At 45.4% G+C, this 26,655-nt stretch carries 30 protein-coding genes; 14 read left to right on the top strand and 16 right to left on the bottom strand.

All coding sequences use genetic code 11. The features are described 5' to 3' along the window. Positions 1-132: 132 nt before the first annotated feature. Entirely contained in the window at positions 133-1,146 is a 1,014-nt protein-coding gene (locus tag ACN9MT_RS01815; protein WP_426272666.1) for a LacI family DNA-binding transcriptional regulator, read from the bottom strand. Between the two features lie 207 nt (positions 1,147-1,353). On the opposite strand from ACN9MT_RS01815, the gene ACN9MT_RS01810 reads away from it, so the two are divergent. The 3 genes from ACN9MT_RS01810 (at position 1,354) to ACN9MT_RS01800 (ending at position 2,649) form a co-directional block, all read left to right on the top strand. Further along, positions 1,354-1,782: a VOC family protein gene (locus ACN9MT_RS01810; RefSeq protein WP_426272665.1), complete on the top strand. Its 429-nt coding sequence runs from the start codon at positions 1,354-1,356 to the stop codon at positions 1,780-1,782. Further along, positions 1,782-2,105: a type VII toxin-antitoxin system HepT family RNase toxin gene (gene hepT / locus ACN9MT_RS01805; protein ID WP_426273442.1), complete on the top strand. Its 324-nt coding sequence runs from the start codon at positions 1,782-1,784 to the stop codon at positions 2,103-2,105. Before ACN9MT_RS01810 ends, hepT begins: the two co-directional genes overlap by 1 nt. A 160-nt stretch (positions 2,106-2,265) precedes the next feature. After that, on the top strand, positions 2,266-2,649 hold the full coding sequence (locus ACN9MT_RS01800; RefSeq protein ID WP_426272664.1) for a helix-turn-helix domain-containing protein: 384 nt from the start codon (positions 2,266-2,268) through the stop codon (positions 2,647-2,649). 94 nt (positions 2,650-2,743) lie between these two features. Here ACN9MT_RS01800 and ACN9MT_RS01795 read toward each other — a convergent pair whose 3' ends face one another. From ACN9MT_RS01795 to ACN9MT_RS01785, 3 genes are read right to left on the bottom strand one after another with little or no spacing between them, the layout of a single operon-like run. Beyond that, positions 2,744-3,370 carry a hypothetical protein gene (locus tag ACN9MT_RS01795; protein ID WP_426272663.1) on the bottom strand — a complete coding sequence of 209 codons (627 nt, stop codon included), beginning with the start codon at positions 3,368-3,370 and terminating at the stop codon, positions 2,744-2,746. A gap of 53 nt (positions 3,371-3,423) precedes the next feature. Then, positions 3,424-3,600, bottom strand: a complete 177-nt coding sequence (locus ACN9MT_RS01790; protein WP_426272662.1) for a hypothetical protein — start codon at positions 3,598-3,600, stop codon at positions 3,424-3,426. 43 nt (positions 3,601-3,643) lie between these two features. Next, complete coding sequence (locus ACN9MT_RS01785) at positions 3,644-4,489, bottom strand: hypothetical protein (protein ID WP_426272661.1); 846 nt, start codon at positions 4,487-4,489, stop codon at positions 3,644-3,646. A 131-nt stretch (positions 4,490-4,620) separates the two neighbouring features. Between ACN9MT_RS01785 and ACN9MT_RS01780 the strand changes: the two genes are divergently transcribed. After that, positions 4,621-5,931: a DUF262 domain-containing protein gene (locus tag ACN9MT_RS01780; protein WP_426272660.1), complete on the top strand. Its 1,311-nt coding sequence runs from the start codon at positions 4,621-4,623 to the stop codon at positions 5,929-5,931. Between the two features lies 1 nt (position 5,932). Next, positions 5,933-7,765 carry a DUF262 domain-containing protein gene (locus tag ACN9MT_RS01775; protein ID WP_426272659.1) on the top strand — a complete coding sequence of 611 codons (1,833 nt, stop codon included), beginning with the start codon at positions 5,933-5,935 and terminating at the stop codon, positions 7,763-7,765. A gap of 194 nt (positions 7,766-7,959) precedes the next feature. On the opposite strand, the gene ACN9MT_RS01770 is transcribed toward ACN9MT_RS01775, so the two are convergent. The 3 genes from ACN9MT_RS01770 to ACN9MT_RS01760 are packed head-to-tail and all read right to left on the bottom strand — an operon-like array spanning position 7,960 to position 11,144. After that, the gene (locus ACN9MT_RS01770; RefSeq protein ID WP_375092214.1) at positions 7,960-8,457 is read right to left on the bottom strand and encodes a type II toxin-antitoxin system HicB family antitoxin; all 498 of its coding nucleotides are present in this window, start codon (positions 8,455-8,457) and stop codon (positions 7,960-7,962) included. Positions 8,458-8,511: 54 nt separating this feature from the next. Next, entirely contained in the window at positions 8,512-10,824 is a 2,313-nt protein-coding gene (locus ACN9MT_RS01765; RefSeq protein ID WP_426272658.1) for a DEAD/DEAH box helicase family protein, read from the bottom strand. Then, the gene (locus ACN9MT_RS01760; RefSeq protein WP_035411213.1) at positions 10,821-11,144 is read right to left on the bottom strand and encodes a nucleoside triphosphate pyrophosphohydrolase; all 324 of its coding nucleotides are present in this window, start codon (positions 11,142-11,144) and stop codon (positions 10,821-10,823) included. The genes ACN9MT_RS01765 and ACN9MT_RS01760 overlap by 4 nt, the downstream gene beginning before the upstream one ends. Positions 11,145-11,233: 89 nt before the next feature. Between ACN9MT_RS01760 and ACN9MT_RS01755 the strand changes: the two genes are divergently transcribed. Then, entirely contained in the window at positions 11,234-11,623 is a 390-nt protein-coding gene (locus ACN9MT_RS01755; protein ID WP_035411216.1) for a RidA family protein, read from the top strand. Between the two features lie 55 nt (positions 11,624-11,678). On the opposite strand, the gene ACN9MT_RS01750 is transcribed toward ACN9MT_RS01755, so the two are convergent. Beyond that, positions 11,679-12,041 (bottom strand): hypothetical protein, encoded by a 363-nt coding sequence (locus tag ACN9MT_RS01750; RefSeq protein ID WP_290748156.1) that lies wholly within the window; start codon positions 12,039-12,041, stop codon positions 11,679-11,681. Then, positions 12,038-12,475 (bottom strand): hypothetical protein, encoded by a 438-nt coding sequence (locus tag ACN9MT_RS01745; RefSeq protein ID WP_426272657.1) that lies wholly within the window; start codon positions 12,473-12,475, stop codon positions 12,038-12,040. Before ACN9MT_RS01745 ends, ACN9MT_RS01750 begins: the two co-directional genes overlap by 4 nt. A gap of 149 nt (positions 12,476-12,624) precedes the next feature. On the opposite strand from ACN9MT_RS01745, the gene ACN9MT_RS01740 reads away from it, so the two are divergent. The 6 genes from ACN9MT_RS01740 (at position 12,625) to ACN9MT_RS01715 (ending at position 17,453) form a co-directional block, all read left to right on the top strand. After that, on the top strand, positions 12,625-13,305 hold the full coding sequence (locus ACN9MT_RS01740) for an ABC transporter ATP-binding protein (protein WP_426272656.1): 681 nt from the start codon (positions 12,625-12,627) through the stop codon (positions 13,303-13,305). Then, the gene (locus ACN9MT_RS01735; RefSeq protein ID WP_426272655.1) at positions 13,298-14,296 is read left to right on the top strand and encodes an ABC transporter permease; all 999 of its coding nucleotides are present in this window, start codon (positions 13,298-13,300) and stop codon (positions 14,294-14,296) included. Before ACN9MT_RS01740 ends, ACN9MT_RS01735 begins: the two co-directional genes overlap by 8 nt. Positions 14,297-14,344: 48 nt before the next feature. Continuing rightward, entirely contained in the window at positions 14,345-14,995 is a 651-nt protein-coding gene (locus tag ACN9MT_RS01730; RefSeq protein WP_426272654.1) for a Type 1 glutamine amidotransferase-like domain-containing protein, read from the top strand. Further along, positions 14,992-15,396: an NUDIX hydrolase gene (locus ACN9MT_RS01725; RefSeq protein ID WP_035411230.1), complete on the top strand. Its 405-nt coding sequence runs from the start codon at positions 14,992-14,994 to the stop codon at positions 15,394-15,396. The genes ACN9MT_RS01730 and ACN9MT_RS01725 overlap by 4 nt, the downstream gene beginning before the upstream one ends. 143 nt (positions 15,397-15,539) lie before the next feature. Further along, positions 15,540-15,716: a hypothetical protein gene (locus ACN9MT_RS01720; RefSeq protein ID WP_023466867.1), complete on the top strand. Its 177-nt coding sequence runs from the start codon at positions 15,540-15,542 to the stop codon at positions 15,714-15,716. Between the two features lie 87 nt (positions 15,717-15,803). Then, positions 15,804-17,453: a methyl-accepting chemotaxis protein gene (locus ACN9MT_RS01715; protein ID WP_426272653.1), complete on the top strand. Its 1,650-nt coding sequence runs from the start codon at positions 15,804-15,806 to the stop codon at positions 17,451-17,453. Between the two features lie 47 nt (positions 17,454-17,500). Here the strand turns inward: ACN9MT_RS01715 and ACN9MT_RS01710 are convergent, their stop codons facing one another. Further along, the gene (locus ACN9MT_RS01710) at positions 17,501-18,028 is read right to left on the bottom strand and encodes an NUMOD4 domain-containing protein (protein ID WP_052019130.1); all 528 of its coding nucleotides are present in this window, start codon (positions 18,026-18,028) and stop codon (positions 17,501-17,503) included. A gap of 132 nt (positions 18,029-18,160) precedes the next feature. On the opposite strand from ACN9MT_RS01710, the gene ACN9MT_RS01705 reads away from it, so the two are divergent. Continuing rightward, a complete protein-coding gene (locus ACN9MT_RS01705; protein ID WP_308102197.1) occupies positions 18,161-18,739 on the top strand; it encodes an AAA family ATPase in 579 nt (192 codons plus the stop codon). A gap of 37 nt (positions 18,740-18,776) precedes the next feature. Here the strand turns inward: ACN9MT_RS01705 and ACN9MT_RS01700 are convergent, their stop codons facing one another. From ACN9MT_RS01700 to ACN9MT_RS01690, 3 genes are read right to left on the bottom strand one after another with little or no spacing between them, the layout of a single operon-like run. Further along, complete coding sequence (locus ACN9MT_RS01700; RefSeq protein WP_308102198.1) at positions 18,777-19,118, bottom strand: GNAT family N-acetyltransferase; 342 nt, start codon at positions 19,116-19,118, stop codon at positions 18,777-18,779. Then, positions 19,119-20,165 carry a DNA alkylation repair protein gene (locus ACN9MT_RS01695; protein ID WP_426272652.1) on the bottom strand — a complete coding sequence of 349 codons (1,047 nt, stop codon included), beginning with the start codon at positions 20,163-20,165 and terminating at the stop codon, positions 19,119-19,121. It abuts the gene before it with no gap. Then, a complete protein-coding gene (locus tag ACN9MT_RS01690; protein WP_426272651.1) occupies positions 20,162-21,205 on the bottom strand; it encodes a bifunctional transcriptional activator/DNA repair enzyme AdaA in 1,044 nt (347 codons plus the stop codon). Before ACN9MT_RS01690 ends, ACN9MT_RS01695 begins: the two co-directional genes overlap by 4 nt. A gap of 600 nt (positions 21,206-21,805) precedes the next feature. Between ACN9MT_RS01690 and ACN9MT_RS01685 the strand changes: the two genes are divergently transcribed. Continuing rightward, positions 21,806-23,599 (top strand): acyltransferase family protein, encoded by a 1,794-nt coding sequence (locus ACN9MT_RS01685; RefSeq protein WP_426272650.1) that lies wholly within the window; start codon positions 21,806-21,808, stop codon positions 23,597-23,599. 51 nt (positions 23,600-23,650) lie between these two features. Here ACN9MT_RS01685 and ACN9MT_RS01680 read toward each other — a convergent pair whose 3' ends face one another. From ACN9MT_RS01680 to ACN9MT_RS01670, 3 genes are all read right to left on the bottom strand, one after another. Beyond that, a complete protein-coding gene (locus ACN9MT_RS01680) occupies positions 23,651-24,586 on the bottom strand; it encodes a copper resistance D family protein (protein WP_426272649.1) in 936 nt (311 codons plus the stop codon). 47 nt (positions 24,587-24,633) lie between these two features. Next, positions 24,634-25,161 (bottom strand): copper resistance CopC family protein, encoded by a 528-nt coding sequence (locus ACN9MT_RS01675; RefSeq protein WP_426272648.1) that lies wholly within the window; start codon positions 25,159-25,161, stop codon positions 24,634-24,636. Positions 25,162-25,224: 63 nt separating this feature from the next. Next, on the bottom strand, positions 25,225-26,595 hold the full coding sequence (locus ACN9MT_RS01670; protein WP_426272647.1) for a copper amine oxidase: 1,371 nt from the start codon (positions 26,593-26,595) through the stop codon (positions 25,225-25,227). Positions 26,596-26,655: the final 60 nt, after the last annotated feature.

Here is a 26,655-nt window from a genome sequence, read left to right as displayed (position 1 = left end):
TTCGAAAGCGCTTTCGAAAGTGACAATAAAATAATCGAAAGCCCTTTCGGAACTGCCGTAAAAATAATTTCGGAATCGCTCTCGCGTTTTCTCCCTGACAACCAGCGAGAGCGATTCCGAAATCGTCGCACGTCACTCAGGTGCAGGACCTGTCGAATGACGAACGATCAACTCGACGGGAATGACGTCTTGTGTCGTCATCCGCTGTTTATCGACAATCTGTTCGATCAAGACTGAAGCCGCTTGCTGACCAATTGTTTCCGTATCTTGCCGGACAGTCGTCAGCTTCGGTGTGATATACTTCGCCATCTCGATATCATCGTAGCCTACGAGTGAGATATCTGTTGGAATCTGTAAGCCAGCTTCATGAATCGCTTCAATAGCGCCGATTGCCATTTGGTCCCCTGCCGCAAAGACAGCAGTCGGTCGATCCGGTAGCACCAGCAATTCTTGCATCGCCCGTTTTCCTTCTTCTCCGGAAAACAACCCACCGTTTGCAATATAGCCGTCCGGAATCGGCAAACCAAACTGAGTCATTGCTTGTTTATAACCTTCGATCCTTGCTGCACCAGCATCCGTCGTCGTGTCGCCAGCGATATGCGCAATCCGGCGATGACCTAATTCATATAGATGATTGACGGCTAGTCGCCCACCCGTAATATTATCGGAATAGACGACGCTACAATCCGGACTGTACATATCAACGACAACGATCGGAATCGTACTTTGAATTAATTCTTGAACGTGCAGATCCAACTGGTCCGAACAGATGACGACAATGCCATCAACCGCTCGGTGCCGAAAGTGCTCCAAGTAACTCATGTCCCGATTACGTAAATTTCGTGATGCAAAAATCAGATCATAACCTTGTTGCTCTGTTGCTTTCCGGAAGCTTTCAATGATCGCATTAAAGAACGGATGCATCATGCCGACACCATGTGCTTCTGAGAACATGACACCAATCGTCCACGAACGTTTCGTCGAGAGCGATTGAGCATGCGCATTCGGCAAGTATCCCATCTCAGCTGCGGCCTGGACGATCTTCGCTTTCGTCTTTTCACTGACATCTGAATAATTATTTAAGGCTTTCGAGACCGTCGTGATCGAAAATCCGGTCATCTTCGCTAAATCATAAATTGTTCCCATACTACTCACTCCATTTCACCGAAAGCGCTTTCGATAAATTTAGTATACGAAGTCTTTCTGGAAGTTGCAACCTATTTTTTATAAAAATCAGATAAATTGAAACCGTTATCATTTATACTAAATAAATCAGCAACCCACTCTTTTTATACGAACAAATGTTTGGTATACTAAAAGAAACACATTCTCCCTTTTGAAAGGAGCTTTCCCATGCCGATTAATCCGTATCTTGTCTTTAATGGAAATACCCGTGAAGCGTTGACGTTTTACACGGAGGTGTTTCAGGAAGAAATGCCGGAAATCATGGAGTTCGGACCAGGTCCTGGACCGGATGGTCAACCGTATCCACCGGAGCACCAGACACTGATTTTACATGCGCAGCTTATCGTCCATGGCACACGTCTCATGTTCTCAGACGCGATGCCACAAAACCCTGTGACGTTCGGACAAAACATTACGCTAGCCCTTCACTTAGCCGATGTGGAGCTATTGCACGAAACGTTCGCGCGGCTCGCTGAAGGCGGCAAGATCATCATGCCGATTCAAAAGACGTTTTGGAGTGAAGCATACGGTATTGTCGAAGATGCGTTTGGCGTGCAATGGCAACTCAATCATGAAGTGAGTGAAGTAACGGTGTAATCTTTAAACTCTTCGAGTTCTCGAGGAGTTTATTTTATGGTTTACTACGAACGGCAGAATTAAGTATCGCCCTATCCATGCATGTAGTTAAAACACATAAGCTAGGATTACCAAAATCGAGATGTGATGGTTTTCAGTTACTTGAAGAAGCACAACTTATGGACGTGTCTCTTGTTGCTAGTCTAATCAACATAATTGAATTCTGTCGTATTGCTATTCATGATGATCAAGCGATCAATTTAAACATTCTTCGAAAGATAATCGATCATCAACTTAACGATTTTTTGACGTTCACTCAAATTGTTGTTCAACTAGATATTTAGTTCCATATAAATACTTTTTAGATATTTAAATTGATATTTTTTTGTTTTTACGTACTTTCATTAAATAAATATCCAAAAACATTGTAATACATTGACAAATTATATTTGGATAATTAGTGTGTAATTTAGAATATGTATTATGAATTTGGAGGTTTTTAGAATGGAAATGAATTTAGTGAGAACGAACGGAAGTGACGCTATTACGGAGGGGCTACAACGTTATCAACCAGTTGTGCGTTTCAAACTTGCTGAGGTCATGCAAGAACGTCAATTAACACAAAGTGATTTACACAAACTCACAGGCATTCGCTTGGCAACAATCAGTGAAATGGCGAACGCCAAAAAACTATCAATTAATGTGGCTCACTTAGTCGCTCTTATGAGTGCTTTACGTATACAAGATGTTCGCGAACTAGTAGACATCCAATTCAATGAAGAAGCTATTTCAAATTGGGATCAAGAGCGCAAAGAGTATCCAACAGGGCTTTCTCCTAAACAAAAAGAAGAAATGCTTGAGGCATTTACAAACGCCAATCAACGTTGATTACTTACTGATGTAAGCAGAGAAATTAGTAATATTAAAAAAGGCAATTCCAAACATCGGAATTGCCTCTTCACTTCAAATACATCAGACTTTTTTACTTTTTAAATTTATTGAACACACCTGCCGCACGGCTTGTTTTTTCGATTTTCACAGGCACCTCTTTTATAGTTTCTTCATTAGACAAATTAACTAATCCTGAAACTGATCCAATCAAACCTTTCATTTTATTTGTTGCTTCGTTTTTAGACTCTTCATAAGTTAATAACTCAATTTCAATCTGCTTATTCAGTTCAGTCATTTCAATCATGTATTTACAGCTTTCAGATTGCGCTTTAGAATATCGAGCGACTAATGCATTGTATTCAGGTAGTTTTCGCTTTTTTTCTTCTAAAGTCGCATTTCCAAAGAAAAAGTCTAATCCAGCATAAACAATCGAATCATTTAACTTACGATTATATGTATCCTCTTCTAACAGAATTCCTGATATTTCTGTCGTGAGATTAGAAATGTCGTTTGTAAATAATCTTTGTCCCTCTTGTAATGAAACAATAGACTTCTCAATCCAATTTTTCGCATCTTTCGGAGAGTCTAACATAAGCCAAGTAATACTAATATAAGACTGAATGAATCCAGTAAAATGAATATCGAAAGCTGTTTTTCTAAATTTTGCACGCTGTACACCATAGGCTTTAATAAATTCTTGAAGAGCATGCTTCAACATTTTCTTAGAATCCTTTGGACTCCTATGATCATCGACTGATTGTTCTAAGTAAGTTAACCCCCATAAAATGGCCCTTCTTGAATTGCTTTGATTTCGTTCTCGAACATATCAAACAAGCGCGCTTGTTCTGTCTCTAAATCGATTAACTTATTTACGATTTCTTTCTTTTGCTTCACTCCTTGATAAACTGAGAAAGCTTTCATCGTTCCTGAAATTAGAACTTCTATCATTCTTCATTCTCCTCATGACGTTTTTATAGTCTAACCGTTAACTTCACTGAAATTGTACATGATCATTTCTCGTAAGGATTTCTTTTAAGTAAGTACATCTCACTTTTTCTGAAAAATCTTCATTTCCGAATCTCTCTACTCTGAACGGAAGCATTTCTAATAACTGACGCTCCAGTACTTGCCGCGCCTGTAAAATCGCAATCGTCCCTTCCACTCCTGATAACGAATGATTCACACCATATGCTTGCTCTGTGTAATAGGATACAAATCCATCCGCCCATTCTGTTGGACGCTCGTTTAATGCTTTACGGAAGCTTTTTTCTACATCCGTTTGATCAACATAAACTAGAACGGGTTGTAACGGTGCGATAATCGTCGCTATGCGTTCAATATACGCTCGCAACGTCGCTTCCGGTAAATCGTATTTGATGAGCCCCATCGTCAATGGATTTTGCAAGAAACAGCACTCAAAAACATATGTTGTATCCGTCATTAACGCTTGAGCGACGAACGCTTCCCACTTTTTAAAGATCAATGACTGATATGACTCGAACGGTAGTTCATAGATATCATGTGCTTGGAGAAATGTAAGTGCTGCTTCAGGAATATCCTGTTTTGACTGCCACTGACGATACGATATCAGTACGTAGTCATTGAACACCTCAGTAAATCGTAAGACATCGAGTGAAGCATACTTGCTTTGAAAGTCTGTCCATTTATCCATCGTTAAGTAAGCGACACTCTCATAATCCGCAGGATGGTTGAGATCACCTTCGATATGAAGGCGTGTATTGATTTGTTCCTTTTGCAATAGACAAGTTAATGCTTCAGCTGTTGTTGTTTTGCCTGAGCCCGGGAGCCCTTCCATTAGATAAAGTTTAGCTTTCATACTGTACACTCCTCAAATCATTTTCGCTTCACTTTTTGATACTTCATCTTTATAGTACATAAAATAATAAAAAAGAGGTATATATGTAAAAAATAGGTATAATTAAAAGAAAAAAATAAAGGAGACTCTTAATGACCTTACTAACAAACGAGCTAGAAATACTTCCATTACGTGATTTGTTCAATATTCCTCTCCGTATTCCTTCATATCAACGACCTTATAAATGGAGTGCACGCTCAACGAATCTTTTGTTCATCGATACTTATGAAGCATTTCAGAATGATTTAGATGAATATCGTCTGGGGTCTGTCATTCTTCAAAAAGATCAAAGTAATACATACAATATCGTTGACGGTCAACAACGACTCACTACCCTTTCGATATTACTTTATTGTCTAGGTGATACAGATCAATCATTATTGCAAGAAGAGTATTCTGAGCTATCTACAAATGCAATACTAACGAATCACAGCATTCTTTCTAGAAAAACGAATGAGTTAAACTCTGATGAACAAGTTCACTTTAAAAATTATCTTTTAGAAAAATGCACAACCGTTCAAATCGTCACAGATAAGGAACAAGAAGCTTTTCAATTTTTTGATTCTCAAAATTCACGAGGAAAAGCGTTAGCCCCTCATGATCTCCTCAAATCTTATCATCTTCGTGAAATGACAGCCGAAGATGAATCACAAAAGGTGAATGTCATTAGTCGTTGGGAGGCTGTCAATCAAGAGGATTTGAGTAATCTATTTAAAAACTATTTATATCCGTTAACTCAATGGTATAAAGGAAAACATGGTCTCGGTTATTCCACGAGTAAAATTGACGCTTTCAAGGGAATCGACGCCACGCATGTCTACAATTATGCGTTATACCATAAAGCTAGTAACTTGTTCATAGAACAATTTAATAAAAATGGTCATCACGAACTGCTCGCTTCAAATTCTTTGAATCAGTTCCAACTGACACAACCGTTAGTTGCCGGAAAGCGTTTTTTTGACTACATCCTTCATTATGGACAGCTATTAGAACAAATTCAGAAACTCATTAAACAGTCTTATGCAGAAGACGAAAATCAAATACCACGTAAAGGAACCGGTGATACTTACATCATGCAATTGTTTGAATGCTCCTTGCTATTTTTTGCTGATCGTTTTGGGATTGAAAGCTTGAATAAATCGGTACTCGATTACTTTTATACTTGGAGTTACTCTCTCCGATTAGTCATGAATGCTGTCTATCAGGAAACGACTAACAAGTACGCAATAGGTAAGCATGAACGTCTCAACGTGGGACTCGGTATTTTTACGATCATCAGTGAAATGAATACACCGACAGAATTAGATTTATATGTAATAGAGCAACCAGCCGTCGATTTAAAAAACAAAAAGAAATACCAAACAGTGTATGACAAACTTTCTTCCTTGAATGGATGGTGCTAACATGAGCGATAATCTGAAAGTCATACCAGTAGCAAATGTATTCGTAAATACTAATTATTCGGTTCCGATTTATCAGCGGAATTATGCCTGGAACGAACTTCAAATCCTCCAGTTGATCGAGGATATTGATAGTGCCATTCTTGATGATGAAGACCAGACATATTTCCTCGGAAATCTAATCGTTAATCAGACCGACAACAACGTCTATGAAGTCATTGATGGTCAACAACGTTTAACGACTTTGTATTTACTTGAACGCTATCTAAAGTTTTCTTTTTCAAAAGAGGCCCTTCGCTTCGAAGCGCGTGATACATCAAATCGTACACTCGCTCATCTTAGTACTGATAATGCAAACACATTACCAGAAGAATTAGCTTCCGCTGAAATTTTAAACGGTTATCATATCATTCAAAATTACTTCGAAACGAATCCGATCAATAAAGAAAAATTTGCTAAAAAACTAGAATCCGTCTTTTTGATTCGAGTCCAAGTTCCAAAAAATATTGATTTAAATCATTACTTCGAGATTATGAATACGCGTGGTGAGCAATTAGAACTTCACGAAATCGCAAAAGCAAAATTACTCGAAGTGCTTAAAACCGATCAAGATAAACACGTTGGTGCAATGATTTGGGACACTTGTTCAAATATGAATTCTTACGTACAAATGAATTTTGATCCAAATCACAGAAAGCTTCTCTTCACCCATAATTGGAGTAGTCTTCAATCTAAAATTGAGAGTTTTAATACGATCGTTGATCAAATCGATAACAAAAAGAGCACTTCACAATCTAAAAAACCGTTACTTTCTATTCTCGATAGCAGCAAAACACCGGACACGAAGAGCAAAGAACTTGAAGATGAAAATGAGCGGTTTGAATCAACCATCTCTTTCCCTAATTTCTTACTACAGGTGAATGCTGTCTTAAAGGATATTAACTCAAACCCTAGTCTGGACGACAAACACTTTCTCCAAACTTTAGAATGGTCTTGGACAAGTCCTGACAACGCCAAGTACTTTTTGTTCACTTTGTTGAAATGTCGTGTCTTGTATGACAAGTACATTGTAAAACGTGAATTTGCCAAAGATTATAAAGAAACAGGTAAGTGGTCTTTGCAACGGTTAGAAAAGTACCGGGATACAAAAAGAAAAAGTGATAAACCAGCGTATGTTGGAACACTGAAACGTGAAAAGCAGAATCAAAAATTAAGAACACTTCAATCTTGTTTGCGTATCACCTACACTTCTCCAAAAACTATGCACTGGATATCACTAGTCCTTTCTGAATTACTAAATGATGAATCAACGAATCTCATTAAATTACTCGAGCAGTACTGCTGTAAGAAAGTCAGCAAATCTAATTATGAAACGAAATCAGGGTTTGAAATAGAACGAATAGTTTTTTCTTATCTAGATTATTTAATCTTCCGTGATGGCTACTCATATAAGAACAAACAACTCGTATCTCCATTAAATGATGACTGGCAGTTCCAGTTCAGAAATTCTATCGAGCACTTCTACCCACAACATCCAATTGACGGAATGAAATGGGATAACCGTGATTTGCATAACTTAGGTAACCTAGCTTTAATAACGATTTCCGGAAACTCGAAATTCTCGAATTTATCTCCGCTCAGTAAAATCGACTCTTATCCAAATCTAATTAAACAGAGTCTAAAATTAGCGATTATGCAGACCATAACGATATCTAGTGAAGAGAAGTGGACGACAGAAAAAGCAAATGAGCATCAAATAGAGATGACGACTATTTTGAATAAAGATTTAGCGAAATATGCTAGTGTATCATCTTCAATATTGCAGGTAACACCTTAAAAGAAATAAAAAAACTTTCCGATAAAAAATACGGAAAGTCTTTTTTATATTTCCTTACACAATAATAGAATTTCCGTTAAAAATAGCGTTCTTCTACCTTCATTACAGATTATTAATTCACTATTTTTTCTAGATGAATTTTTTATTTAATTTATGAAGCGAGTAATCATATCTTTATTCATCTTATATTAGTGTCATTTTACGACCCGCCCTGTATAAAACACCTCATCTTCATCCATATCATAATCACCTAGAGAAATGATTGTTCCTCCTGCATCCAGTACGCGAGTAATAGACTCCATCAAAAATTTACTATCTAAGCCAATCTCAACGTCTTTATTTCTCGCATCCACATACTTCAATAAATAAGAGTCTGGTGTCGCTAATTTTGAATCGGGTCGCGGTTCTACATCCACTTCAATCAATTCGATATGAGCTTCTTTTGAATCATTAAGATTTAACTGCTGTAATGTAGATGGATTATTAAACGTTTCTCCATGCGTCAACATACTCTCTAACATTAATTCTAAAACATCTTTCGCCATGAAAAGTGCATGTTCATACGTCTCTCCATACGTAAATACATTATTTAAATCTGGAAAAGAAACATCGTATCCATCATTACCTTCATCACTAAACCCTTCATCTTCTTCTATTTTTGTCAGTACTGCATAATACTTATATATCGCCATTTATGTTCTCTCCCTTGCTTCTTGTTATATTCAGCTCATAGCGTGTCTAATCCATTAATTCGAAAAATACATGTGCAATCGGAAATGAATTATGTCTTTTATGACGTTAAATAGTTCCCGTCCTGATGTTTGGCTTGCGATTGATAACACGTCTCCATCAAATGTAAATGGCTTCCCCATCTTCGGAAACGGCATTTTCCTCAATAACCGTTCTACTTTTGCTGCATCAAATGGTCCTTTTAACTCAGCCGTTTGCGCATCCTTCAATTCCCGATACTTCTCCGCATGCAAGTACTCATAAAAGAATGGTGCTACTTCTTCGGCCGTAATCGGCTCCATCCAGCGCTCTTCTCCCCGCTCAAGCATCGCTAGCAAGACGACCATCTTATAACTCCGATTCATGATTGTCTTTTCGACCTGCTCAATCAATTCACGATTTGCGTCGTACGCTTCGATTTCTTCGTCTGATAACTCCTGATGCTCCTTCAAGAAACCAACGTAAGAACCCCATTCTTGTTTATAGCCTTGCGAAACTGCCGCATATTCTCCAATCTCAACATACGATGGCCGGTGTCCGAGTTCGTATTTGATTTGCTCGTATTGCTCAATCAATCGTAACTTCCGCTGACTCGGTTGCCGGAGTCGATGAATCAATTCCAGTGCCCGCGTATCGAACTCAATCACACAGCCAGGTGGTGGCGTAATCGGTTCTGTTTCCCCTCGCTTGAACGACTCTTTCATCGTTCCGAGCAGCTTCAGCTTCGTTTCGACGTTGCGATAGTTCCCAATCAAGTCAATGATGACGCAGTGCGATTTGTGCTGTGCCAAGCGTAAGCCGCGTCCGATTTGTTGCGTATAGATGGCGACAGACTCAGTTGGACGACAGAACAGGAGTGTATCGACTTTCGGAATATCAACACCTTCGTTAAACAAATCGACGGTAAAAAGGACGTCAATCTCGCCCTGCTCGAATGCTTGCATATATTGCGCGCGATTCGTCGTCTGCCCTGTCAGTGCAAATGCCGTCGTTCCTTTATCCCGGAATACTTGCGCCAGATATTCCGCTTGCTTGATCGACGAACAAAAGCCAATCGTCTTCGTTTGCCGATGTTTCTCCCATGAATGATAGATATTATCTGCGACCTCACGATCAAGTTGTCGATGCTCGAGCTGCGACGCATCATAGGTCCTACCGATTCGTCGAATCTGGGAATAGTCAATCGTGTCATGAATACCGTAATAGTGAAACGGTGTTAAAAAGCCTTCAGCAATCGCCGCTGTGAAATGCATCTGGAAAGCAACGTTATGGTGACAGATCGCATAGACATCCGCACCGTCCATCCGGTCTGGTGTCGCCGTCAGACCAAGTAAGAAACGAGGCGTGAAATGATCAATGATTTTTCGGTAACTCGTTGCTGCCGCGTGATGGAACTCGTCAACAATAATGAGATCAAACTGATCCGTTGCAAAACGGTCCAAGTGACGCTTTTGCGCCAACGTCTGGACGGAAGCGAAGACGATCTCTGTCGTCTCCGTGACGGTCCGATCACTACCGATATAAAAGCCGGTCTGCCAAGCCGGATTGACTTTTTGAAACGAACGCTCTGCTTGCACTAATAGTTCTTTTTGATGTGCCAGGAATAGGACTCGTGTAAAGTCTCCCGCAAAGAACGCACTCAGATAGGTCTTCCCTAATCCAGTCGCAAGCACTGCCAATGCACGTGTCCGTCCTTCTTCCATCGTTTCCCGTAACGCGTGCAGCGCTTCTTCCTGCACCCGGTGTGGCAGGATTTCTGGTGCAACGACGACTGTTCCTTCGTCATACTCGACTTCTGGTTCCGCGACATATTGACGTGCCGCGTACTCTTGACGATAAGCATCTAAGACAACCGGATTCAGTTCTTCTGCCGATTCGCTGAGGTAAAGATCCATGAAGGCATCAATCGCATCATCAAGGATCTGTGGAGCGACAGCTTGTGGTAGATGGACGTTCCATTCGATTCCAGACCGAAGTGCACTGTTCGAGATGTTCGACGAACCGACGATTGATAAGCCAGTCTCTGCGTTTCGAAACAGATACGCTTTCGGATGGAACGAGCGTCCGCCTGACCGATAAAAGCGAACTGACAACCCATCCAGCGCAAGCAACTGCGCCAATGCTTCTGGATCGGTGATATGTAGATAATCGCCAATCAACAGCCGAATCTCGGCTCCTCGTTGCAAGGCGCGACGAAATGCCGGGACGAGTAAGGCGACGCCTGACTTCTGGGCAAACGCTGCGACGATATAGACTTCCTCCGCCTGATCAATTGCCTCGACGAGTGAGTCATATAAGTGATGCGTCGTCAGCTTCGCTTCCGGGATCAATCTTCGACCTCGATCAGGTAGAGGCGTTCTTCAAATCCGCCGCGTTGTTGCTGTTTCTTCGTTCGGACGGCTTCCAGTTCCTCGACTGTCACGCCATGTGTCTTCGCTAACGCTTGGATGAGCTCCAGTAAATCAGCTAACTCCTCGACAGCGTCTGCTTCCGTCGTTGCTTCCTCGTATTCAGCCAGTTCTTCATGCAATTTCTTTTTCGCTTCCACTAGGAATTCATTTTCGTTCAGCGTTCGGAACGTCGCTTTTTTTCCGTTTTGGTCGATGATGTTTGGAATCGCGTCTCGAACTAATTTATGATAAAGTGGCATATCAATTCACTCCTTTGAAGGGTTGAGGGATATCCGAGTCGAATCACTCGGTGTCGTACATATGTATTTTATAAGAGGAGGTTCTTTTCATGTCTACATTCAAACAGATCGACACAACAAACGCCCCTGCTGCGATCGGTCCTTATTCGCAAGGCTTTATCGCAAACGGAACACTCTATGCTTCCGGTCAAATCCCGATTGATCCGGCAACAGGTGAACTTGTACCAGGCGGAATCACGGAGCAGACGGAACAAGTCATGCGAAACGTCGATGCCATCCTGAAAGAAGCAGGACTGACACCTGACCGCGTCGTCAAGACGACATGCTACTTAACAAGCATGGAACACTTCGCTTCTTTTAATACGATCTACTCCGATTACTTCGCACCACATGATCACTTCCCAGCACGTTCTTGTATCGCTGTGAGGGAACTACCAAAAGGTGCATTGGTCGAAGTCGAGATCTTAGGACTCGTGTAATCTGATCGCTACGCACTCGTTGCGTAGCGTTTTTTCTACTTAGAGTGACTACATACTATCTGGCCTCTTCACCTAACTCTTTTTTCATGACTTTGTTTTGAATCGCATTCATCACCATTGGTATTTGTACGACCAGATTCAAGACACTCACTCCAAGAACCAGTTGATTGACTGTCAATGGATTGAAGTATCCTTCGCCGTATCCTTCCCCTACACTGAGTGCAATCGCGTACGAAATTACAAACGAAGCCATGTTGCCGATGACGATGTATTTCGGTTTCCCACTCCGCGCAAGTGAATACGACAGAACACCAAGTCCAAATAAAAATAAGGCATACCCTAGTATCGAACCCTCTTTCCAGTCGAGGTAAGGTCCAAGCCAAGCAAACGGAATCAAGTACAATAGTGCTCGTTTCATTGTTCACCCTCTCCTTCTTCATCTTCTCGGTTACTCCCGGCATCATAGTAACCGTATAAGAGTTCCCGAATCATCTCCCACCCTGGTGGAAACACATTTGAACGTGACACTTTTTCTGTACCGTGTTCTGTCGTCACATGAATTTCCCAATCCGTTCCGTCCATCATCGTAAGACTTTCAGGATCCGAGTATTCCCGCCATTTCTCGACATCGAACAAATCTGACCACATGTCGATCAAATAGATATCCTCTTCCGTCAGGTTTATAAGCAACGGATCCATTTCGTCAGGTAAAATTAATCCATGCGGAATCCATGGTGCTAATACTTCTTCCTCATCTTCCGCACGAACCGTCCGACTTGCGCGATCCCACCAAAAAGTCTGTCCTCTCCCCATGCCGGACTCTCGGAAATAAATCCGTTCGACTGTTTGCAACGTGATCATCCTCTAAAATTGATATTTCCATTATAGCCCATTTGTTATTTTTAACCCGTTACATTTTTTACTATGGTTCTGCTGATTTCTGTTGCTGTGAAACATTATTCTCCTTCTATCAGTAGATGTAGTGAAAGGAGATGTTTCACATGCATGTATCCATTCAACAAGCCGGTTATGACGTCGGTCAACCTGTCTTACAAGAGATTGCGTTTACCTTACACCCTGGATCCATCACCGGTTTGATCGGTACAAACGGTGCGGGAAAAAGTACGACGATTCAAGCGATGTTCGGTACGCTACCTTGGGTCGAAGGAGAAATCGATTTACCAGTCTCACTTGCCTATATTCCGGAACAGCCGGCCTATTACGAATATTTGACGCTCGCCGAGCACCTTGAGCTGATCGCCTCACTCCACGAGACAGATCATGCCTACACGGAACGACTCTTAAAGACGTTCGAACTGCATGCTGTCACGAGTGACTATGTCTCTTCTTTCTCTAAAGGAATGAAACAGAAGGTGATGCTCGTCTGCGCTTTGATGCAACGCGCCGACTGCCTGATCATCGATGAACCGTTCGTTGGTCTCGACGCGGTCGCAACGATTCGGTTGTTACATTTACTCGAAGCAGAACGAACGCGTGGCGTGGCGATTCTGCTCGTCACCCATGTCCTTGATTCCGCGGAACGTCTGTGTGACGACTTCGTCTGGATTGATCAAGGGCGCATCAAACATCAAGGAACACTCGCTCAAATCGGTGAAGCCTCCGGTCAGCCAGGCGCTCGCTTGTTCGACATCATGGAAGCGATGGTGCTCGAGCATGATTGAAACCTTTTTGAAGCAACGGATACGTCGACGACACGCGGAACAGCGTCGCTTCTTTCGAGAAATCTTCGACTGGACGATCTTGCTGTATCTTGTCGTTCCAGTCGGTCTGTTCCTCATCTATGAGACAGTTCAGATCTTAAATGGTCAAGCGGACTGGGTCCAAACCGTTCCGGTCGCTTGGATCTTACTCGGTTGGATGCTGTATGGGTTCCTGCCCGCTTTTTACGCTTGGTTCGAACCGGCAGATCGCCTCTTCTTCAAACCGGTTCCTGGAGCGATCGTTCGAATGAAGTGGTATTCCATTCGGTATCACTTTTTGCGGATTTTTCTAATGACTGCCGGATTACATCTACTCTGTTTTCCGTTACATCGCATCCGGTTTGACCAATCTAGTATCACCGTACTGCTGACTAGTCTCGCGCTTTCTTTACTCCAACCTTTCTTTAGCTTCTGGACATACCGATTATCTGGGCAACGGTTCTTGCGGAAATGGAGCGGCCATCTCTTCCTGGCAGCAGGACGCATCTCCCTGTTGCTCCTGCTGTGGCTTCAACCGCACCCTGTTCTCTTCGTTGTCGCACTGGGTGTGTTACTGTTCGGATTTTTTCATGTCCGGCACTGGTCACAGCGTGAGGACGGATTAACGGAGGACATTCTGTTGTCAACGAAACGACAGTCGAGTTTACCCGCGACCGTCCTTGAATTGAACGGTGCCTTACCGAAGCCGTCTCATCGAAAGCGACCCTTCCTTCATCTGCGACTATTCAAGCAAACGCATCAGCAACTCCCACTGCTCACGTATCTGCGGGATCCGAGTAAGCGCCGCTTCTTGCTCCAGCTGTTCACTGCGATGAACTACGGTCTTCTCGTCTTACCATGGATCGGACGCGGTCTCGTCATCGCCTTCGTACTATTCGTTCTCTTTCAAGAACGGAAACAACATCACACGTGGTTCCGCAGACAATCATTCTACCAGCATATTTCCAATTGATTGATTTCTGCTATACTTTTTCTATTACACGGTTGGAGGGATAACTTCATGCGTACTCATTTATTCTTATTTGGAGGCGGTCCTCCATTTACACCAAATTTGCAAAAACGATTTGCTGCATTAACGAATGATGGTCCGGTCGCAATTCTGTATGTCCCACGTACTGGTAAGGACTGGGTGACCTACGCCTCGATCTATACGGAAGCGTTGCAGGAAGAGGGTATTGCGTCCTTCGTCCATCTACCACTGTCTGACGCACCAACGGACGAACAACTCGCGCAACTACAGCAGTGTCAGGGCATCATCCTCTCCGGTGGCGAGACCGAATTGTATCAGCAATACTTGGTCGCGACACCGATTGGTGACATCATCCAGTCGCGTTTCGTAAACGGTGTTCCGGTCGCTGGCTTTTCTGCCGGTGCCCTCGTTTCGCCTGAACGGTGCGTGATTCCGGAGATTGACCAACGCGATAATCGACGCCTTCGCTTGCCTGGTCTTGCCCTGCTGAAAGACGCGGTCGTCTGTGTGCATTACGAGACGTGGGGCGAAGCCGCCCACCTCGTGCAATCCTTTACGGAAGAAGGCACGGCTCGTGCCTTCGGACTTGCCGACGCAAGCGGGATCTATCTGTGCGATCAGTACCTGATTGAAACAGAAGGAACCGATCCCGTCGTGTTATCGCGGAGTCCCGTCAGATGACGGCGATCGTCCCTGCCGTCAAAGGCATCATCATTCACGAGCAACGTCTCCTGATCGTCCGCCGGGCTGTCGCTGACTTCGGCGGCGGAACATGGGAATGTCCAGGTGGAAAGATCGACTTCGGTGAATTGCCGCTCGACAGTCTCGTTCGCGAGATGAAAGAAGAGACACAGTTGACGGTTACGCCAGAGCGTCTACTCTATGCCTCGAGCTTCCTAACGCATCCCGATCGACAAATCATTTTGTTGATGTACGTCTGCTCGACGAACCAGACGAGTGTTCAGTTATCCGCAGAACACGACGCTTATCTCTGGGCGGACGAAGAAATGATCCGTCAGTTGATCGCTCCAAATATTTTGGCTGATTTTGAACGATATGATGTCTGGTCTCTCCTTAGTTGACCGTAATATACTGCCCTGTCCACCGCTCTCGTCAGACAAGGCAGTATTTTTTTCATTACCGAACAGTTGTCGTGTTTTTAAAGTAATGAACAGGGAATCCCTTAAATATACCTATCGTATACATTATTAAGGGGGAATCTTTCATGGACCGTCAAGCCGAAAAACGAAAAAGTAAGATGCCGTTCTTCATCATTCTTGTCATTGCCATCTTTGTCATCGTTGCTGCTGCGTTGATCATTTATGTGACGTCTGAACCAAAAGAAGAGACACAAGCACTTATGACACATCTTGCGACTGTCCTTCCGATTTACGTGAACTAGATTCACAAGACCTTTACACAAGTCGTACAACGCTTTCATACATGTTGAGCTATCTCCTCCCGATAGGAATACGGGGGGAGATATTTTATGCCAAAGAAAAAACGATTACTGGCACAACAATTAAATGGATGGTTGATTCCGATCGTCGCCATCGGACTGATCGTGATCAGTGGTCTAAGCGTTTACGCCTCGTACCAACAATCCGTCACAGCGACTGAGGAACGGCTGATGCGTGAATTAACGATGTTTGATGCGAACGTCCGGGCAACGTTTCTCGCATATCCGAATGACGCAACAGACCGTACGCGTGCCATTAAACGATTGCAACAGCAACAGCGAACCGACTTATCACGTGACGACTACACGGTTCGCTTTCAAAGCCTGAACACGAGTGAGGCGTTCCGACCGTTGACACTCGAACCGGCAAAACGAAAACAACTACTACAGCACTTAAAAACAGACCGTACATATACCTTTTCGTATCAAGACCAATTTCTTGTCGCGATGACGATTCCAGAACTCGATGACGTCATCTTACTGACGACCGACCGTGATAAATTAATCGCCCCTGCTCGAGATTTAGCTTGGACACTCGTCTGGGTGAGTGTGATCACACTTGTCAGCATCAGCCTCTTGATCCGCTGGCAAATTCAACGCCAACTGGCACCGTTATCGAAACTCGCTCTACAGATTGAAGAAGCCCATGCGAAGCGATCGTATCGTCCGTTAACGCTCAAAACAACGACCCTTGAGTTACAACAGCTCACGTTTCAATACAATCAATTGATGCAACAGATTGGGGATTTGACGACCGAAATGCAACAAGCCAGTCAGGAACTTGAATCCGTCCAACCCCACTTTTCATCGCACTTATCCGCGATGGATCAGTCGGTGCATGCCGTCGATGAAGTCGCCGGTTCCTTACTTGCGCAATCGACGCAGATGAATCAGACGATCATCGCCTCCACACGTTTGACTGCCCAAGGACACGATGCGTTAAGCGAAATGCAAACGACACTTCTGAACAGCCAACGTGCCGTAACTCGTTTTCAACAGACTGTTCAGACGAATCACACGACACTTGGGACATTACAACAAGAAAGCCACTTGCTGAAGGAACAATCCGCGACGACAGAGCAAATCTTGCAACAGACCTCACATCTACAGCAGCAGATGGAGACCTCGATTTCCCACATCCAGCGTGTCGCTGAAGAGACGCGCCGCCTATCGCTGAATGCGCTGATCGAGGCAACTCGTGCTGGCGAAGCCGGTCGTGGCTTCACGGTCGTGGCCAAGGAAGTCGAAAGACTAGCCATCGATATCCGGACGAGTACGGACCACATCCGTCAGGTCAATCAGACGTGGACGGCAGGGCTCACTCAAGTCGAACAAGCGCTCTCGCAGATGACGGAACGGTTTCTCTCGACGTCACAACAGCTCGAGACGGCAACAGAGCACTTGCAACAGATGCTGACTGAAGCGACGACGATCGAGACGACACTGGGGACCGTTGAACACCAACGTCAAATCGTCGCAGAAGTCCAGTCGAATATGCAACAGCATCTACAATCTGTCCAAAAGTTGATGTCAGAGCTCTCGTCCTATAGCCAAGTACTCGGGGATCAAATGCAACACCACGTCATTCAGCAAACGGAATTGAAGACACATAGCGCGGTACTCGAGTCACGGATCAGTTCGTTGCAACAGACCGTTCGCTCGAGCGAATCGTCGTCTTAACAAAAAGAGCGCCTGCCATTCCTGGCAAGCGCTCTTTTCCTCTGTTCTCAGCCGATATAACGTGCTTCCTTTTTATCGATGATATTGCGAATCCTGTTCTCCGTCACCTGATACTGCTCCGCCAGTTGACGAATCGTCTTCCCTTTTTCATATTGGGCGCGAATCGCTCGAATCTGGAATGATGACAGTGTCACATGTTGTTCTAATAAGAGATCAAACTCACCAAGTAGTTCGGTATACTGCTGATCAAATGAAGGCAACACGTCCAAGTTCGATAACTGATCGTCAGCTCGTTTACCGTTGCGTCGGACGAGTCGCGCTTCCGTAACGTCAACCGTCAGAAAAGCTTGCGCAACGAGTAGACCGACCTGCACTCGTTCTCCTCGCCCCCGTTGATAGAGCGTGACTTTCCGATATCCTTCCCGATTGAGCCGCGGTCGGAGCAAGACACCTTTTCGGCGTTGTCGGACGCCGCGACACGTCACGATCGTCCGATCAAGCGACCTTACGCGACCAAGTGACGAGACTTCATATATACCTACATAGCCGATGACGGCCTTCCATTGCTCTTGCATAGTTGTCCTCCTTCAGACAAGGACACGACGGGACTTCATACCTGAATTATACCAAATTACGAACAAACGTTCTAGTGATGTCACTCATCGGAATGTGCTATTCTTAGCAGAAAAAGGAAATGAGGTTCGTCCATGAAATTTGTCTTGTTACTTGGTCCCCAAGCAGTCGGAAAGATGACGATTGGTCAGGAAATCGAACGGTTGACGGAGATGAAAGTCTTCCATAACCACCAGACGATCGACTTGTTATTGCCTTATTTTGATTTCTCTGAACCCGCCCATCACCGCTTAAAAGATACGATTCGGCGCGAGATGTTCAAGGAAATGGCGAACAGTTCGCTTGAAGGTGTTCTGTTTACATTCGTCTGTCTATTCGGCGTCGAAGGTGGTGGTCTCGAGTTCATCGAAGAAACGGTTGAGTTGTTCGAACAAGCAGGTGCTGACGTCTATATCGTTGAACTGGATGCGCCGGTCGCAACCCGTCTGCACCGGAACACGACCGAAAACCGATTGACGCACAAAGTAACGAAGCGTGACCTCGCCGCTTCTGAACAAGACTTACGCGAGACGGCGGACGGATACCGGACACGCTCGCTGCCAGGCGAACTACCGGACGTCAATTATCTCTTCCTTGATACGGAACAGTTAAGTGCGCGTGAAAGCGCTGAAGCGATTTGCGAACATTTCAACTGGTCGAAAACAACGGTCTAATCACAAATAAGCCCCGTTCTGCTCAGCAGACGGGGCTTTAATGATGAAGTTCGCGTGCATATCGATTCGCCTGCAACTGAAATCCATTCCGACGCCAGACCGTTTCACTGCCCGCTTCACTATAGACACGCTTCAGTAATAACGTCCGTGCGAGATAAGACAAAATCGATGCCAGTGCTTCCGTGATGTACCCGTGCTGATCGTCCTCATCAGTCGTCGTGTAACGTAAGGTTCCGGTGGATGCATTCCAAGTGAAGATAATCGTTCCGACGATCGTTTTCTCACGTAACGCATGTAGCGTCCACTTACAACCCGATTCTTCATCCGTTGCTTCGACAAATAATCGTGACGTTTTAAAATCCGGATGCCGTCCTTGCATTCAGCTCTCCTCCTCGACCTCAAACGTTGCTGTCGCGTAAGCCTCTCCGTTAATCAAAATCGTCAATGTGTGTGTACCAGGATAATGAACGCGCGTCGTCATGTTCCGAAACGATTGGCGTCGTTCGACTTGTAAGACACCTTTAACTTCCCGCTCCCGCAGTTGAAACACCTTCCGACTCGTTCTGCGTTGTTTGACGTAATCGATCGCGTACTCCAAGCGTAAACGTTGTGGAACAGAACTCGTCACGGTGAACGAGAAGTCGAGCTCTCCGCCAATCGTAACCGGCGAGACGACTAAATTTGTAATCTCGACCTCACCTTGCGTAACGTGTCCGAATAACTGTAAGACTTCTGGATTTCCGCGTTTGAGTAACGTCCGGGAGGCGTGGCGCAAAATCCAGTCCGTGTTCGGATCTGTTCCTAAGTGACGTTCGATCCGCTCAATCAGATATTCCGGATGTGTCTTTGAAATATCGTTCAAGTGATTGGCGACACTTTTTCGGACGTAGAGTGACGGATCCTGTAGTAACGCGTCAAGAACCGGTAACGCCGGTCGCGGATCAGCAATCAGACTTGGAATCGCTTGTCCCCATGGCAGACGCGGTCGTGTCCCTTCCGACGCTAAGCGCCGAACATGTTCATCGTCTGATGTTGCCCACATGAGTGCTTGCTCGAGATAACGCTCTTGATCAGCGAGTAGAAAACGCCGGACAGCGAACTCAGACGTCGAATACGGTGTCAATTTAGCGAGTGTCTCTAACGCAAGTGTCCAGTCAACGAGTGTTGCTGTCCGCTCGACATACTCGGGAAAAACAATTCCCGGTAGTCCGGTAAACTGCGGTGCGAGCCGCTCTAGCTCCGGCACCGAGTCCGGAAACGGTGGCAGGACGGATTCTAGCGTCTCCGTAACACGACGGACGCGTTGTTTAAACGCAAGCTCCTCCCAGTCCTTGCGTTCGACTCGTCTGCGAAAATCTGATACATCGACCGCTTCTTCTAATTCATCGAGCCAACTCGGTGAAAACACATCTTTAATCAAACTCATCCTATATCTAGTCCCTTCCGTGTACGCTCCAGTTTGAGCAATGTTTCCTTGCGTGCAAGTCCCCCGGCGTATCCACCTAAATCTCCATTCGTTCGAATGACCCGATGACATGGAATGATGATTGCTAGTTGATTTGCTCCGTTGGCTCGTGCGACAGCGCGAACAGCGGTTGGTTGACCAATTCGGATGGCCAGTTCTTGATACGAGATCGTCTTGCCACTCGGAATCCGTTCAAGTTCTTCCCAGACGCGGCGTTGAAAGGACGTTCCGTACCGCATCAATGGCGTCTGAAACAAGACCGGTTCTCCTTTGAAGTAACGACGGAGCTCCCCTTCAATCTGTTCAAAGATGGGTGACTCACCGGGAACGATGACAGCACGCGCTTTTTGACGCAATTGTTCAATTTCCCGCTCAAGTCCCCGTCGATCGACGAATTCAAGGAGATGCAAGTGTTGTTCATCAGCAATCGCAAGCATCGAACCGAGTGGTGTATCAAGCCATTTTGCGCGCAAGACCTGTCCGTCAAAACGTGACGGTGCTTCCCCGAGCATCCGTGCTGACGCTTCACGAAAACCGCTGCTTGATTCATAGCCTCCTACTAACTGCCCTTCGATGACCGGCTTTCCGGTCCGGATCTCCTTCATCGCTAGCCCCATCCGCCGTGCCCGAGCATAAGCAACGAACGTCATCCCGAAGCGTTTCTTGAACTGGCGCCGTGCTGTTGATTCGTCCAAACCAAGTGCTCGGAAATCAGCTTCTTTAAACCGTTTATCTGGTTCCGCCTCGACTGCTTCGATCAAGCGTTGAATCGTACCGTGATCGCCGGGATAAGCGAGCGGATGACACCGTCTGCACGGTCGATAAGAGGCAAGCAATGCCTCCTGCGCCGTCTCGAAAAACTCACAGTTCTCCGCCTTCGGTTTTCGCGCTGGACACGTCGGACGGCAAAAAATACCGGTCGTCTTGACCCCAACAAAAAACGTTCCTTCGTACGTCGCGTCTCGTCGAACGAGTGCTTCATAATACGTGTGGTGTTCCATCGCTTTCCCCTCCTTTGTCTCTAGTATAACGGCTTGTCCAGTTACGATGTCGCCGAAAATCAGGCATTGATATGTTTAAGATTCAGTTAAGAATTCTCCTCCTGTTTTCGAAAGGGACGACGTGCATACTACATGCTATACTCAACGGAAAGTAGGGTTTTCATGTTAGATTTCTTTAAAAGAAACACTTCACGGAATCGGTGATCTTCGGATTTCAATCAAAGAAGGAGCACAAGGCATCCAACTGATTTGCTCGAATGCGATTGAAACGATCTATACGCTAGAGGAACTAAACGCGTGACTGACGCCGTTCGGAACGTCTAACGCATCGCGGTTCTTCCGGCGGTTCCGGTATCGATCTGTCGATTGTTCAACAAATCATGGCGCGCCATCACGGATGTGTCCAGCTCACTTCAGCAGATAAACACTTTTCCGTCACGTGTCGTTTTCCGCGTCATTCGTAAGTCAGCATCCGATGCTCTCGTCGGGTGCTTTTTTGGGCTAGGTTGTTACTTCTTAGACACTTCTTTGAAATTGGAATTCGATACACTAAAGACTGTTAGAAATTAGTTGTCGTTTTAAAGGAGTTGTTCGTGTCTTATGAAATCCTCGTCTCGTTCGATTACATATATGCCAGGGCTTGACGGCTTACGTGCTTTCGCTGTCCTGTCTGTCATTCTCTACCACTTATCTGTTTCATTCTTCTCTGGTGGTTTCCTCGGTGTTGATCTCTTTTTCGTCCTATCCGGTTACCTGATTACTGGTCTTTTGTTACGCGAGTGGCAAACGACCGGGCGCCTCGATTTGAAACGGTTTTGGATTCATCGTTTCCGTCGTTTGTTCCCAGCTCTATTCGTCATGCTGTTACTCGTTCTCGGATATGTAACCGTCTTTGAACGCGAGTTGTTACACACGGTTCGTCAAGATAGTGCCTTTGCGCTTATTTACGGAACGAACTGGTGGTATATCTTCCATGACGTTTCGTATTTCGAGTCGTTCGGGAAACCGTCACCGATTCAAAACCTTTGGTCGCTCGCGATCGAAGAACAGTTCTACCTACTATTCCCGATCCTACTTTGGTTCGGCATGAAAAATCGTCGCCTGTTCCTTCAATTGATTGGTGTCGCGATCGGCGCATCCGTGCTCGCGATGGCGATTCAATTCACACCGGGTGAGGATCCGAGTCGTGTCTACTACGGTACCGATACACGATTATTCGCCTTATTGATCGGGAGCTTGCTCGCGTTCGCGTGGCAACCGACCCGCTTTAAGATTGATATCCCAAAACGTGGTGTTCGATTGTTGAATCAAACAGGTGCTGTCACGTTGCCACTCTTACTTTTACTGATGGTTGTCACGAGTGAGTTCGGAAGCTTTTTATACCGCGGTGGCTTTTTCATCGTTTCGCTCCTTGCCGCCCTATTGATTGCTACGATCGCCCATCCAGCGTCGATTTGGAGTCGTTGGTTTGCGCATCCATCACTTATTGCGATCGGCAAACGGTCGTACGGCTTATATCTATGGCATTTTCCCGTCATCACGTTGCTGACACCGGTCGAGCAAATTGGAACATTCTCGGTACTACGGACTATATTGATCATAGTTATTCTTGTTGCGTTAACAGAAGCGTCGTATCGCTTCATCGAGCGTCCGATTCGTCAACACGGACTGTCTGGTTACTTGAAGCGTTTATCGCTACATCCGCAACAGTTACGTCAGTTCTCAACGGTACAGTGGGCGAGTGTTGCCATGTTGACGATCCTTATCGTCAGCTTCATTGGTAACTTATCGATTCTTGCTGTTTCCGATACACCGAAGCCAGAACCCGCCTTCCATAAGATAGCGGCGCCAAAAGAAAAACCGAAACCGGTCCTCAAACCGACGACACCGAAAGCAAAACCTGATCAACGAAAAATTTGTCGACCGACGCTTGCGATCGGTGACTCCGTCCTGCTCGGTGTCGAAGATTATCTCGGCAGTACACTCAAACAACTGACGATTGATGCGAAACTCGGTCGACAGCTACGAGAAGCGATTCCGCTAAGTGAGCAGTATGCGTCGTACAATCAACATGGACGCCAAGTCATCCTCCATCTTGGAACGAACGGCAGCTTCCGCAAAGATCAGTTGAATAGCTTACTCGACCAATTTGCAAATGCCGATCACATCTATCTCGTGACAGCACGGGTGCCACGCCCGTGGGAAGCAGAAGTCAATCAGATGTTACGAGAGGCATCAAAACGGAAACGGGTCGAACTGATCGACTGGCATGCTATTGCTGTCAAACACCCATCCTATTTTGAAGCAGATGGTGTTCATTTGAATATTAAGGGCGCCCGGGCCTATTCGAAGATTCTTGCGAAGGCCACGAATTGCGCCGTTTCGACAAAATAAAACCACGACAAACAAGGTAGCAGATAGTTCCGCTACCTTGTTTTTTCGTGTTCACCCTGTCGCAAGTAGTCCAAGGTAGATCAGACTGACACTAAGAAGGCTCAGCAAGACACCCAATGCATGTCGCCTGAATCCGAGTAAGAGCAGTGGTAAGGTGGCAATCCCAATCATCAAGACCCACCCGTCCCCTGCTGGACCACTGACCGGTAGTTGACCTAACGTCGGTTGTTCCAAACGACTGAGTGATGCACTTGCCATGAACAGAAGGATTAAAATAATACTCTCCATCCGGAGTAACGGACGCGGATCGTATGTCGAGTCGAAACGTAACCGACGCCGGACAAGCGTGCCATTACAAAAGGCGTAGAACAAAAGCGGCAACAACAAAAGATGCTTCAGCAACATGGCTTGACCGTATGGCACGCCCCATAGATTCGGATAACGTTCAAGCGGAATCGCCAGTTGCATCAGCAACAGACCTGACAGAATGACACCGGTAAAAGCAATCCGAGCAAACGGACTGAACCAGTTTAAAAAGGCGGACCAATGCTCGGTCGAACGGGCACCAACAGCTACCCAAAACACAACACCGATCCAAGCCGTCACACATAAGAAGTGACTGAACTGAAGCGTCCACCCAAGCGCCCCGTATTTCGCTGCGGCATGACTCGTTCCTGCAATGCCAATCCATATCGGGATCGTCAAGAGTGCGAGTAGGACGGACCGATGTTTTCGCCAAGCAAGTACGATCAATAGGAGTAAGACAGCGAAGTAAACGACAAGAAACATCCGACCGATATGCAAAAGTAACCCCGTTCGTAGAGCCCCCGTCATCGTTTGCGTCGAAAGCAGAAAACGAACGGCACCGATGACCGGGATACTTGTTCCAAGAACAAGCATTCCGAGTCCCGCTACCGCCCATGACGTACCATCCATTAATGGCGGTTTGTGTTTCGTTGAGATGAAGCATAACACCAGATAACCCATCCAAATCGCTCCACCCATGTAGACAAGTAGTTCTCCTAGAAATGCACTCATGTCGAACGACGACGAAATAAGAGAAGTAAGACGATGCTGACTAATAGTCCACCAACAATCCAAGGAAGCAGCGTCGGAACGAGTCCTTTTGAAACAGGCTCAGCTTCTGGGACGACCGCTGCCTTTGTTTCCATTGGCTCTGCTTTCTCGACTGTACTCGCTTCAGTTGTCGCGGCACCCATCACTGTAAATCCGATCGCTCCTTTCACGGGATGACCATCATCTGAAATCAATGCCCATTTAATCGTGTACTGTCCTTTTGGCAATGGTTTCGAGACGACGGCACTGAGTTCATTCCCGATGATGAGCGGTTTCGCAAGCGACTGTTCGACACCGTTCGCGTCCACTACACGTAAGGTACTCGTTTTTTCGACAGCCTCACTAAACGTCAAGCGGATTCGATCGACGGGCTTTGATAACACCGCTCCTTCTGCCGGATTGGAACTTTTGAGACTCGTGTGTGCTTCGACCGAGACAGGCAATAGACAAATCAGAAATAGAAGTGCAAATCGGATGATACGCATGTCGTTTACCTCCTTTCTGCTTGATGTGTATAAGAAAACCCGCTGTTTCCAGCGGGTCGTCCTTTATTGTTGCGGGCGACGACGGAGTGCGACCAATCCAAGGATCGATGCTGCTGCGATACCAAGCAATGACCACACGATACCTGTCGTCGATGATGCTGCTTGCATACCACCGAGACCTGTGTTCGGCATACCAGATGGTGCACCTTTGAATTTATCTGGGAACTGATCGACGATTGCTGTCGCTGTTCCTTCCCCTACGCCGTACATATGCGCGTACGCTTCACGAATCGCTGGGTACGTTTTGTCGTAATTTTTTTCATTGTAGCTATTGAAGGCGAGTAAGAGTTGGTCGATGTGGACCTTTAGTCCTTCTTCCAAATCTTTTGCTTTTAAACGACCTTCCGTTGCTGCATCGAGGAATGCAGCTTGTTCGACACGGTACTCATCGAGTTCTTTTACAGCCATGTCGCGTGCTTGATCATCTTTTGCACCTGTTGCTTTGACGTAGTCGACGAAGTAGCCGATATGGCTCGACCAGATTTTCTTGAATTGTTGTGCTGCTTCACTGCCGTAAACGGAACCGATTGAAGCCGACAAATCATCTGTATTTTGACTCAAGGCACCGGCTGCCGCGTCAAAGTCCTTTGCACCGTCAATTCCTTTTTGCATCGCGAGCACCGCAAGCGCTGCGTGCTCTGAGAAGTTCCGGTTGAGCCCGGCACGAAGATCGGCTGCTGGTGTATCGACTTTCGTATTTTTGAATTTGTCCGGATACTGATCAACGATCGCACCAGATAATCCTTCTCCGACCATATACATATGCTCGATTGCTTCACGTAGATTGCTGTAGGCAGCGTCATAATCACCAGCAACGTAACTATCAAACGATGTTAACAATTGCGTGATATGGACTTTGAGCCCTTCTTCGAGATCTGCTGCTTTCAATCGCCCGCCTGTTGCTTTATCAAGGAATGCAGCCTGCTCGACACGGTACTCATCCAAATCTTTCAATGCTTTTTGTTTAGCATCTTCATCTTTTGCTCCAGTCGCTTTGACGTAATCGACGAAGTAACCGATGTGGCTCGACCAGATATCTTTAAACGCTTTTCCTGCATCGTCACCGTAGACAGAACCGACAGCTGCCGCTAAATCATCCGTATTTTGATTCAAGGCACCGGCTGCTTGTTCAAAATCTTTTTTACCATCAATTCCTTTTTGCATCGCGACGACTGCGAGATATGCGTGTTCAGATAGAATTTGATCGAGTGTCGCTCGCAGATCCGATGCTGGAGAGGAGACATCTAGTGAGACTTTTCCTGAACTATGAGACATTTTACTATGGTCCTCATGACCATGTGCACTGACACCTGCTGCTGGAATCAACAATGCGGCACTTAGCGGAACAGCGAGATACGACTTTTTCATCTTCATCTTATGAACACCCCTTTAATTTTTTGGACTTCACATAGATAACGTATGGAGTTCATAAAT

The organism is Exiguobacterium sp. R-17 (genome assembly GCF_049913315.1).
GTDB lineage: Bacteria > Bacillota > Bacilli > Exiguobacteriales > Exiguobacteriaceae > Exiguobacterium_A.
Note: the sequence above shows the minus strand (reverse complement) of the source record. Positions and strands in the feature narration are given on the sequence as shown.

What these genes read in the sequence shown, in the direction of transcription:
- ACN9MT_RS01755 (WP_035411216.1), top strand. Translation starts at nt 11,234, where the DNA reads ATGTCTACATTCAAACAGATCGACACAACAAACGCCCCTGCTGCGATC.
- ACN9MT_RS01700 (WP_308102198.1), bottom strand. Translation starts at nt 19,118, where the DNA reads ATGCAAGGACGGCATCCGGATTTTAAAACGTCACGATTATTTGTCGAA.
- ACN9MT_RS01780 (WP_426272660.1), top strand. Translation starts at nt 4,621, where the DNA reads ATGACCTTACTAACAAACGAGCTAGAAATACTTCCATTACGTGATTTG.
- ACN9MT_RS01800 (WP_426272664.1), top strand. Translation starts at nt 2,266, where the DNA reads ATGGAAATGAATTTAGTGAGAACGAACGGAAGTGACGCTATTACGGAG.
- ACN9MT_RS01770 (WP_375092214.1), bottom strand. Translation starts at nt 8,457, where the DNA reads ATGGCGATATATAAGTATTATGCAGTACTGACAAAAATAGAAGAAGAT.
- ACN9MT_RS01725 (WP_035411230.1), top strand. Translation starts at nt 14,992, where the DNA reads ATGACGGCGATCGTCCCTGCCGTCAAAGGCATCATCATTCACGAGCAA.
- ACN9MT_RS01730 (WP_426272654.1), top strand. Translation starts at nt 14,345, where the DNA reads ATGCGTACTCATTTATTCTTATTTGGAGGCGGTCCTCCATTTACACCA.
- ACN9MT_RS01735 (WP_426272655.1), top strand. Translation starts at nt 13,298, where the DNA reads ATGATTGAAACCTTTTTGAAGCAACGGATACGTCGACGACACGCGGAA.
- ACN9MT_RS01795 (WP_426272663.1), bottom strand. Translation starts at nt 3,370, where the DNA reads ATGTTGAAGCATGCTCTTCAAGAATTTATTAAAGCCTATGGTGTACAG.
- ACN9MT_RS01675 (WP_426272648.1), bottom strand. Translation starts at nt 25,161, where the DNA reads ATGCGTATCATCCGATTTGCACTTCTATTTCTGATTTGTCTATTGCCT.
- ACN9MT_RS01670 (WP_426272647.1), bottom strand. Translation starts at nt 26,595, where the DNA reads ATGAAGATGAAAAAGTCGTATCTCGCTGTTCCGCTAAGTGCCGCATTG.
- ACN9MT_RS01695 (WP_426272652.1), bottom strand. Translation starts at nt 20,165, where the DNA reads ATGAGTTTGATTAAAGATGTGTTTTCACCGAGTTGGCTCGATGAATTA.
- ACN9MT_RS01760 (WP_035411213.1), bottom strand. Translation starts at nt 11,144, where the DNA reads ATGCCACTTTATCATAAATTAGTTCGAGACGCGATTCCAAACATCATC.
- ACN9MT_RS01705 (WP_308102197.1), top strand. Translation starts at nt 18,161, where the DNA reads ATGAAATTTGTCTTGTTACTTGGTCCCCAAGCAGTCGGAAAGATGACG.
- ACN9MT_RS01680 (WP_426272649.1), bottom strand. Translation starts at nt 24,586, where the DNA reads ATGGGTTATCTGGTGTTATGCTTCATCTCAACGAAACACAAACCGCCA.
- ACN9MT_RS01740 (WP_426272656.1), top strand. Translation starts at nt 12,625, where the DNA reads ATGCATGTATCCATTCAACAAGCCGGTTATGACGTCGGTCAACCTGTC.
- ACN9MT_RS01685 (WP_426272650.1), top strand. Translation starts at nt 21,806, where the DNA reads ATGAAATCCTCGTCTCGTTCGATTACATATATGCCAGGGCTTGACGGC.
- ACN9MT_RS01815 (WP_426272666.1), bottom strand. Translation starts at nt 1,146, where the DNA reads ATGGGAACAATTTATGATTTAGCGAAGATGACCGGATTTTCGATCACG.
- ACN9MT_RS01720 (WP_023466867.1), top strand. Translation starts at nt 15,540, where the DNA reads ATGGACCGTCAAGCCGAAAAACGAAAAAGTAAGATGCCGTTCTTCATC.
- ACN9MT_RS01690 (WP_426272651.1), bottom strand. Translation starts at nt 21,205, where the DNA reads ATGGAACACCACACGTATTATGAAGCACTCGTTCGACGAGACGCGACG.
- ACN9MT_RS01715 (WP_426272653.1), top strand. Translation starts at nt 15,804, where the DNA reads ATGCCAAAGAAAAAACGATTACTGGCACAACAATTAAATGGATGGTTG.
- ACN9MT_RS01710 (WP_052019130.1), bottom strand. Translation starts at nt 18,028, where the DNA reads ATGCAAGAGCAATGGAAGGCCGTCATCGGCTATGTAGGTATATATGAA.
- ACN9MT_RS01810 (WP_426272665.1), top strand. Translation starts at nt 1,354, where the DNA reads ATGCCGATTAATCCGTATCTTGTCTTTAATGGAAATACCCGTGAAGCG.
- ACN9MT_RS01775 (WP_426272659.1), top strand. Translation starts at nt 5,933, where the DNA reads ATGAGCGATAATCTGAAAGTCATACCAGTAGCAAATGTATTCGTAAAT.
- ACN9MT_RS01750 (WP_290748156.1), bottom strand. Translation starts at nt 12,041, where the DNA reads ATGAAACGAGCACTATTGTACTTGATTCCGTTTGCTTGGCTTGGACCT.
- ACN9MT_RS01785 (WP_426272661.1), bottom strand. Translation starts at nt 4,489, where the DNA reads ATGAAAGCTAAACTTTATCTAATGGAAGGGCTCCCGGGCTCAGGCAAA.
- ACN9MT_RS01790 (WP_426272662.1), bottom strand. Translation starts at nt 3,600, where the DNA reads ATGATAGAAGTTCTAATTTCAGGAACGATGAAAGCTTTCTCAGTTTAT.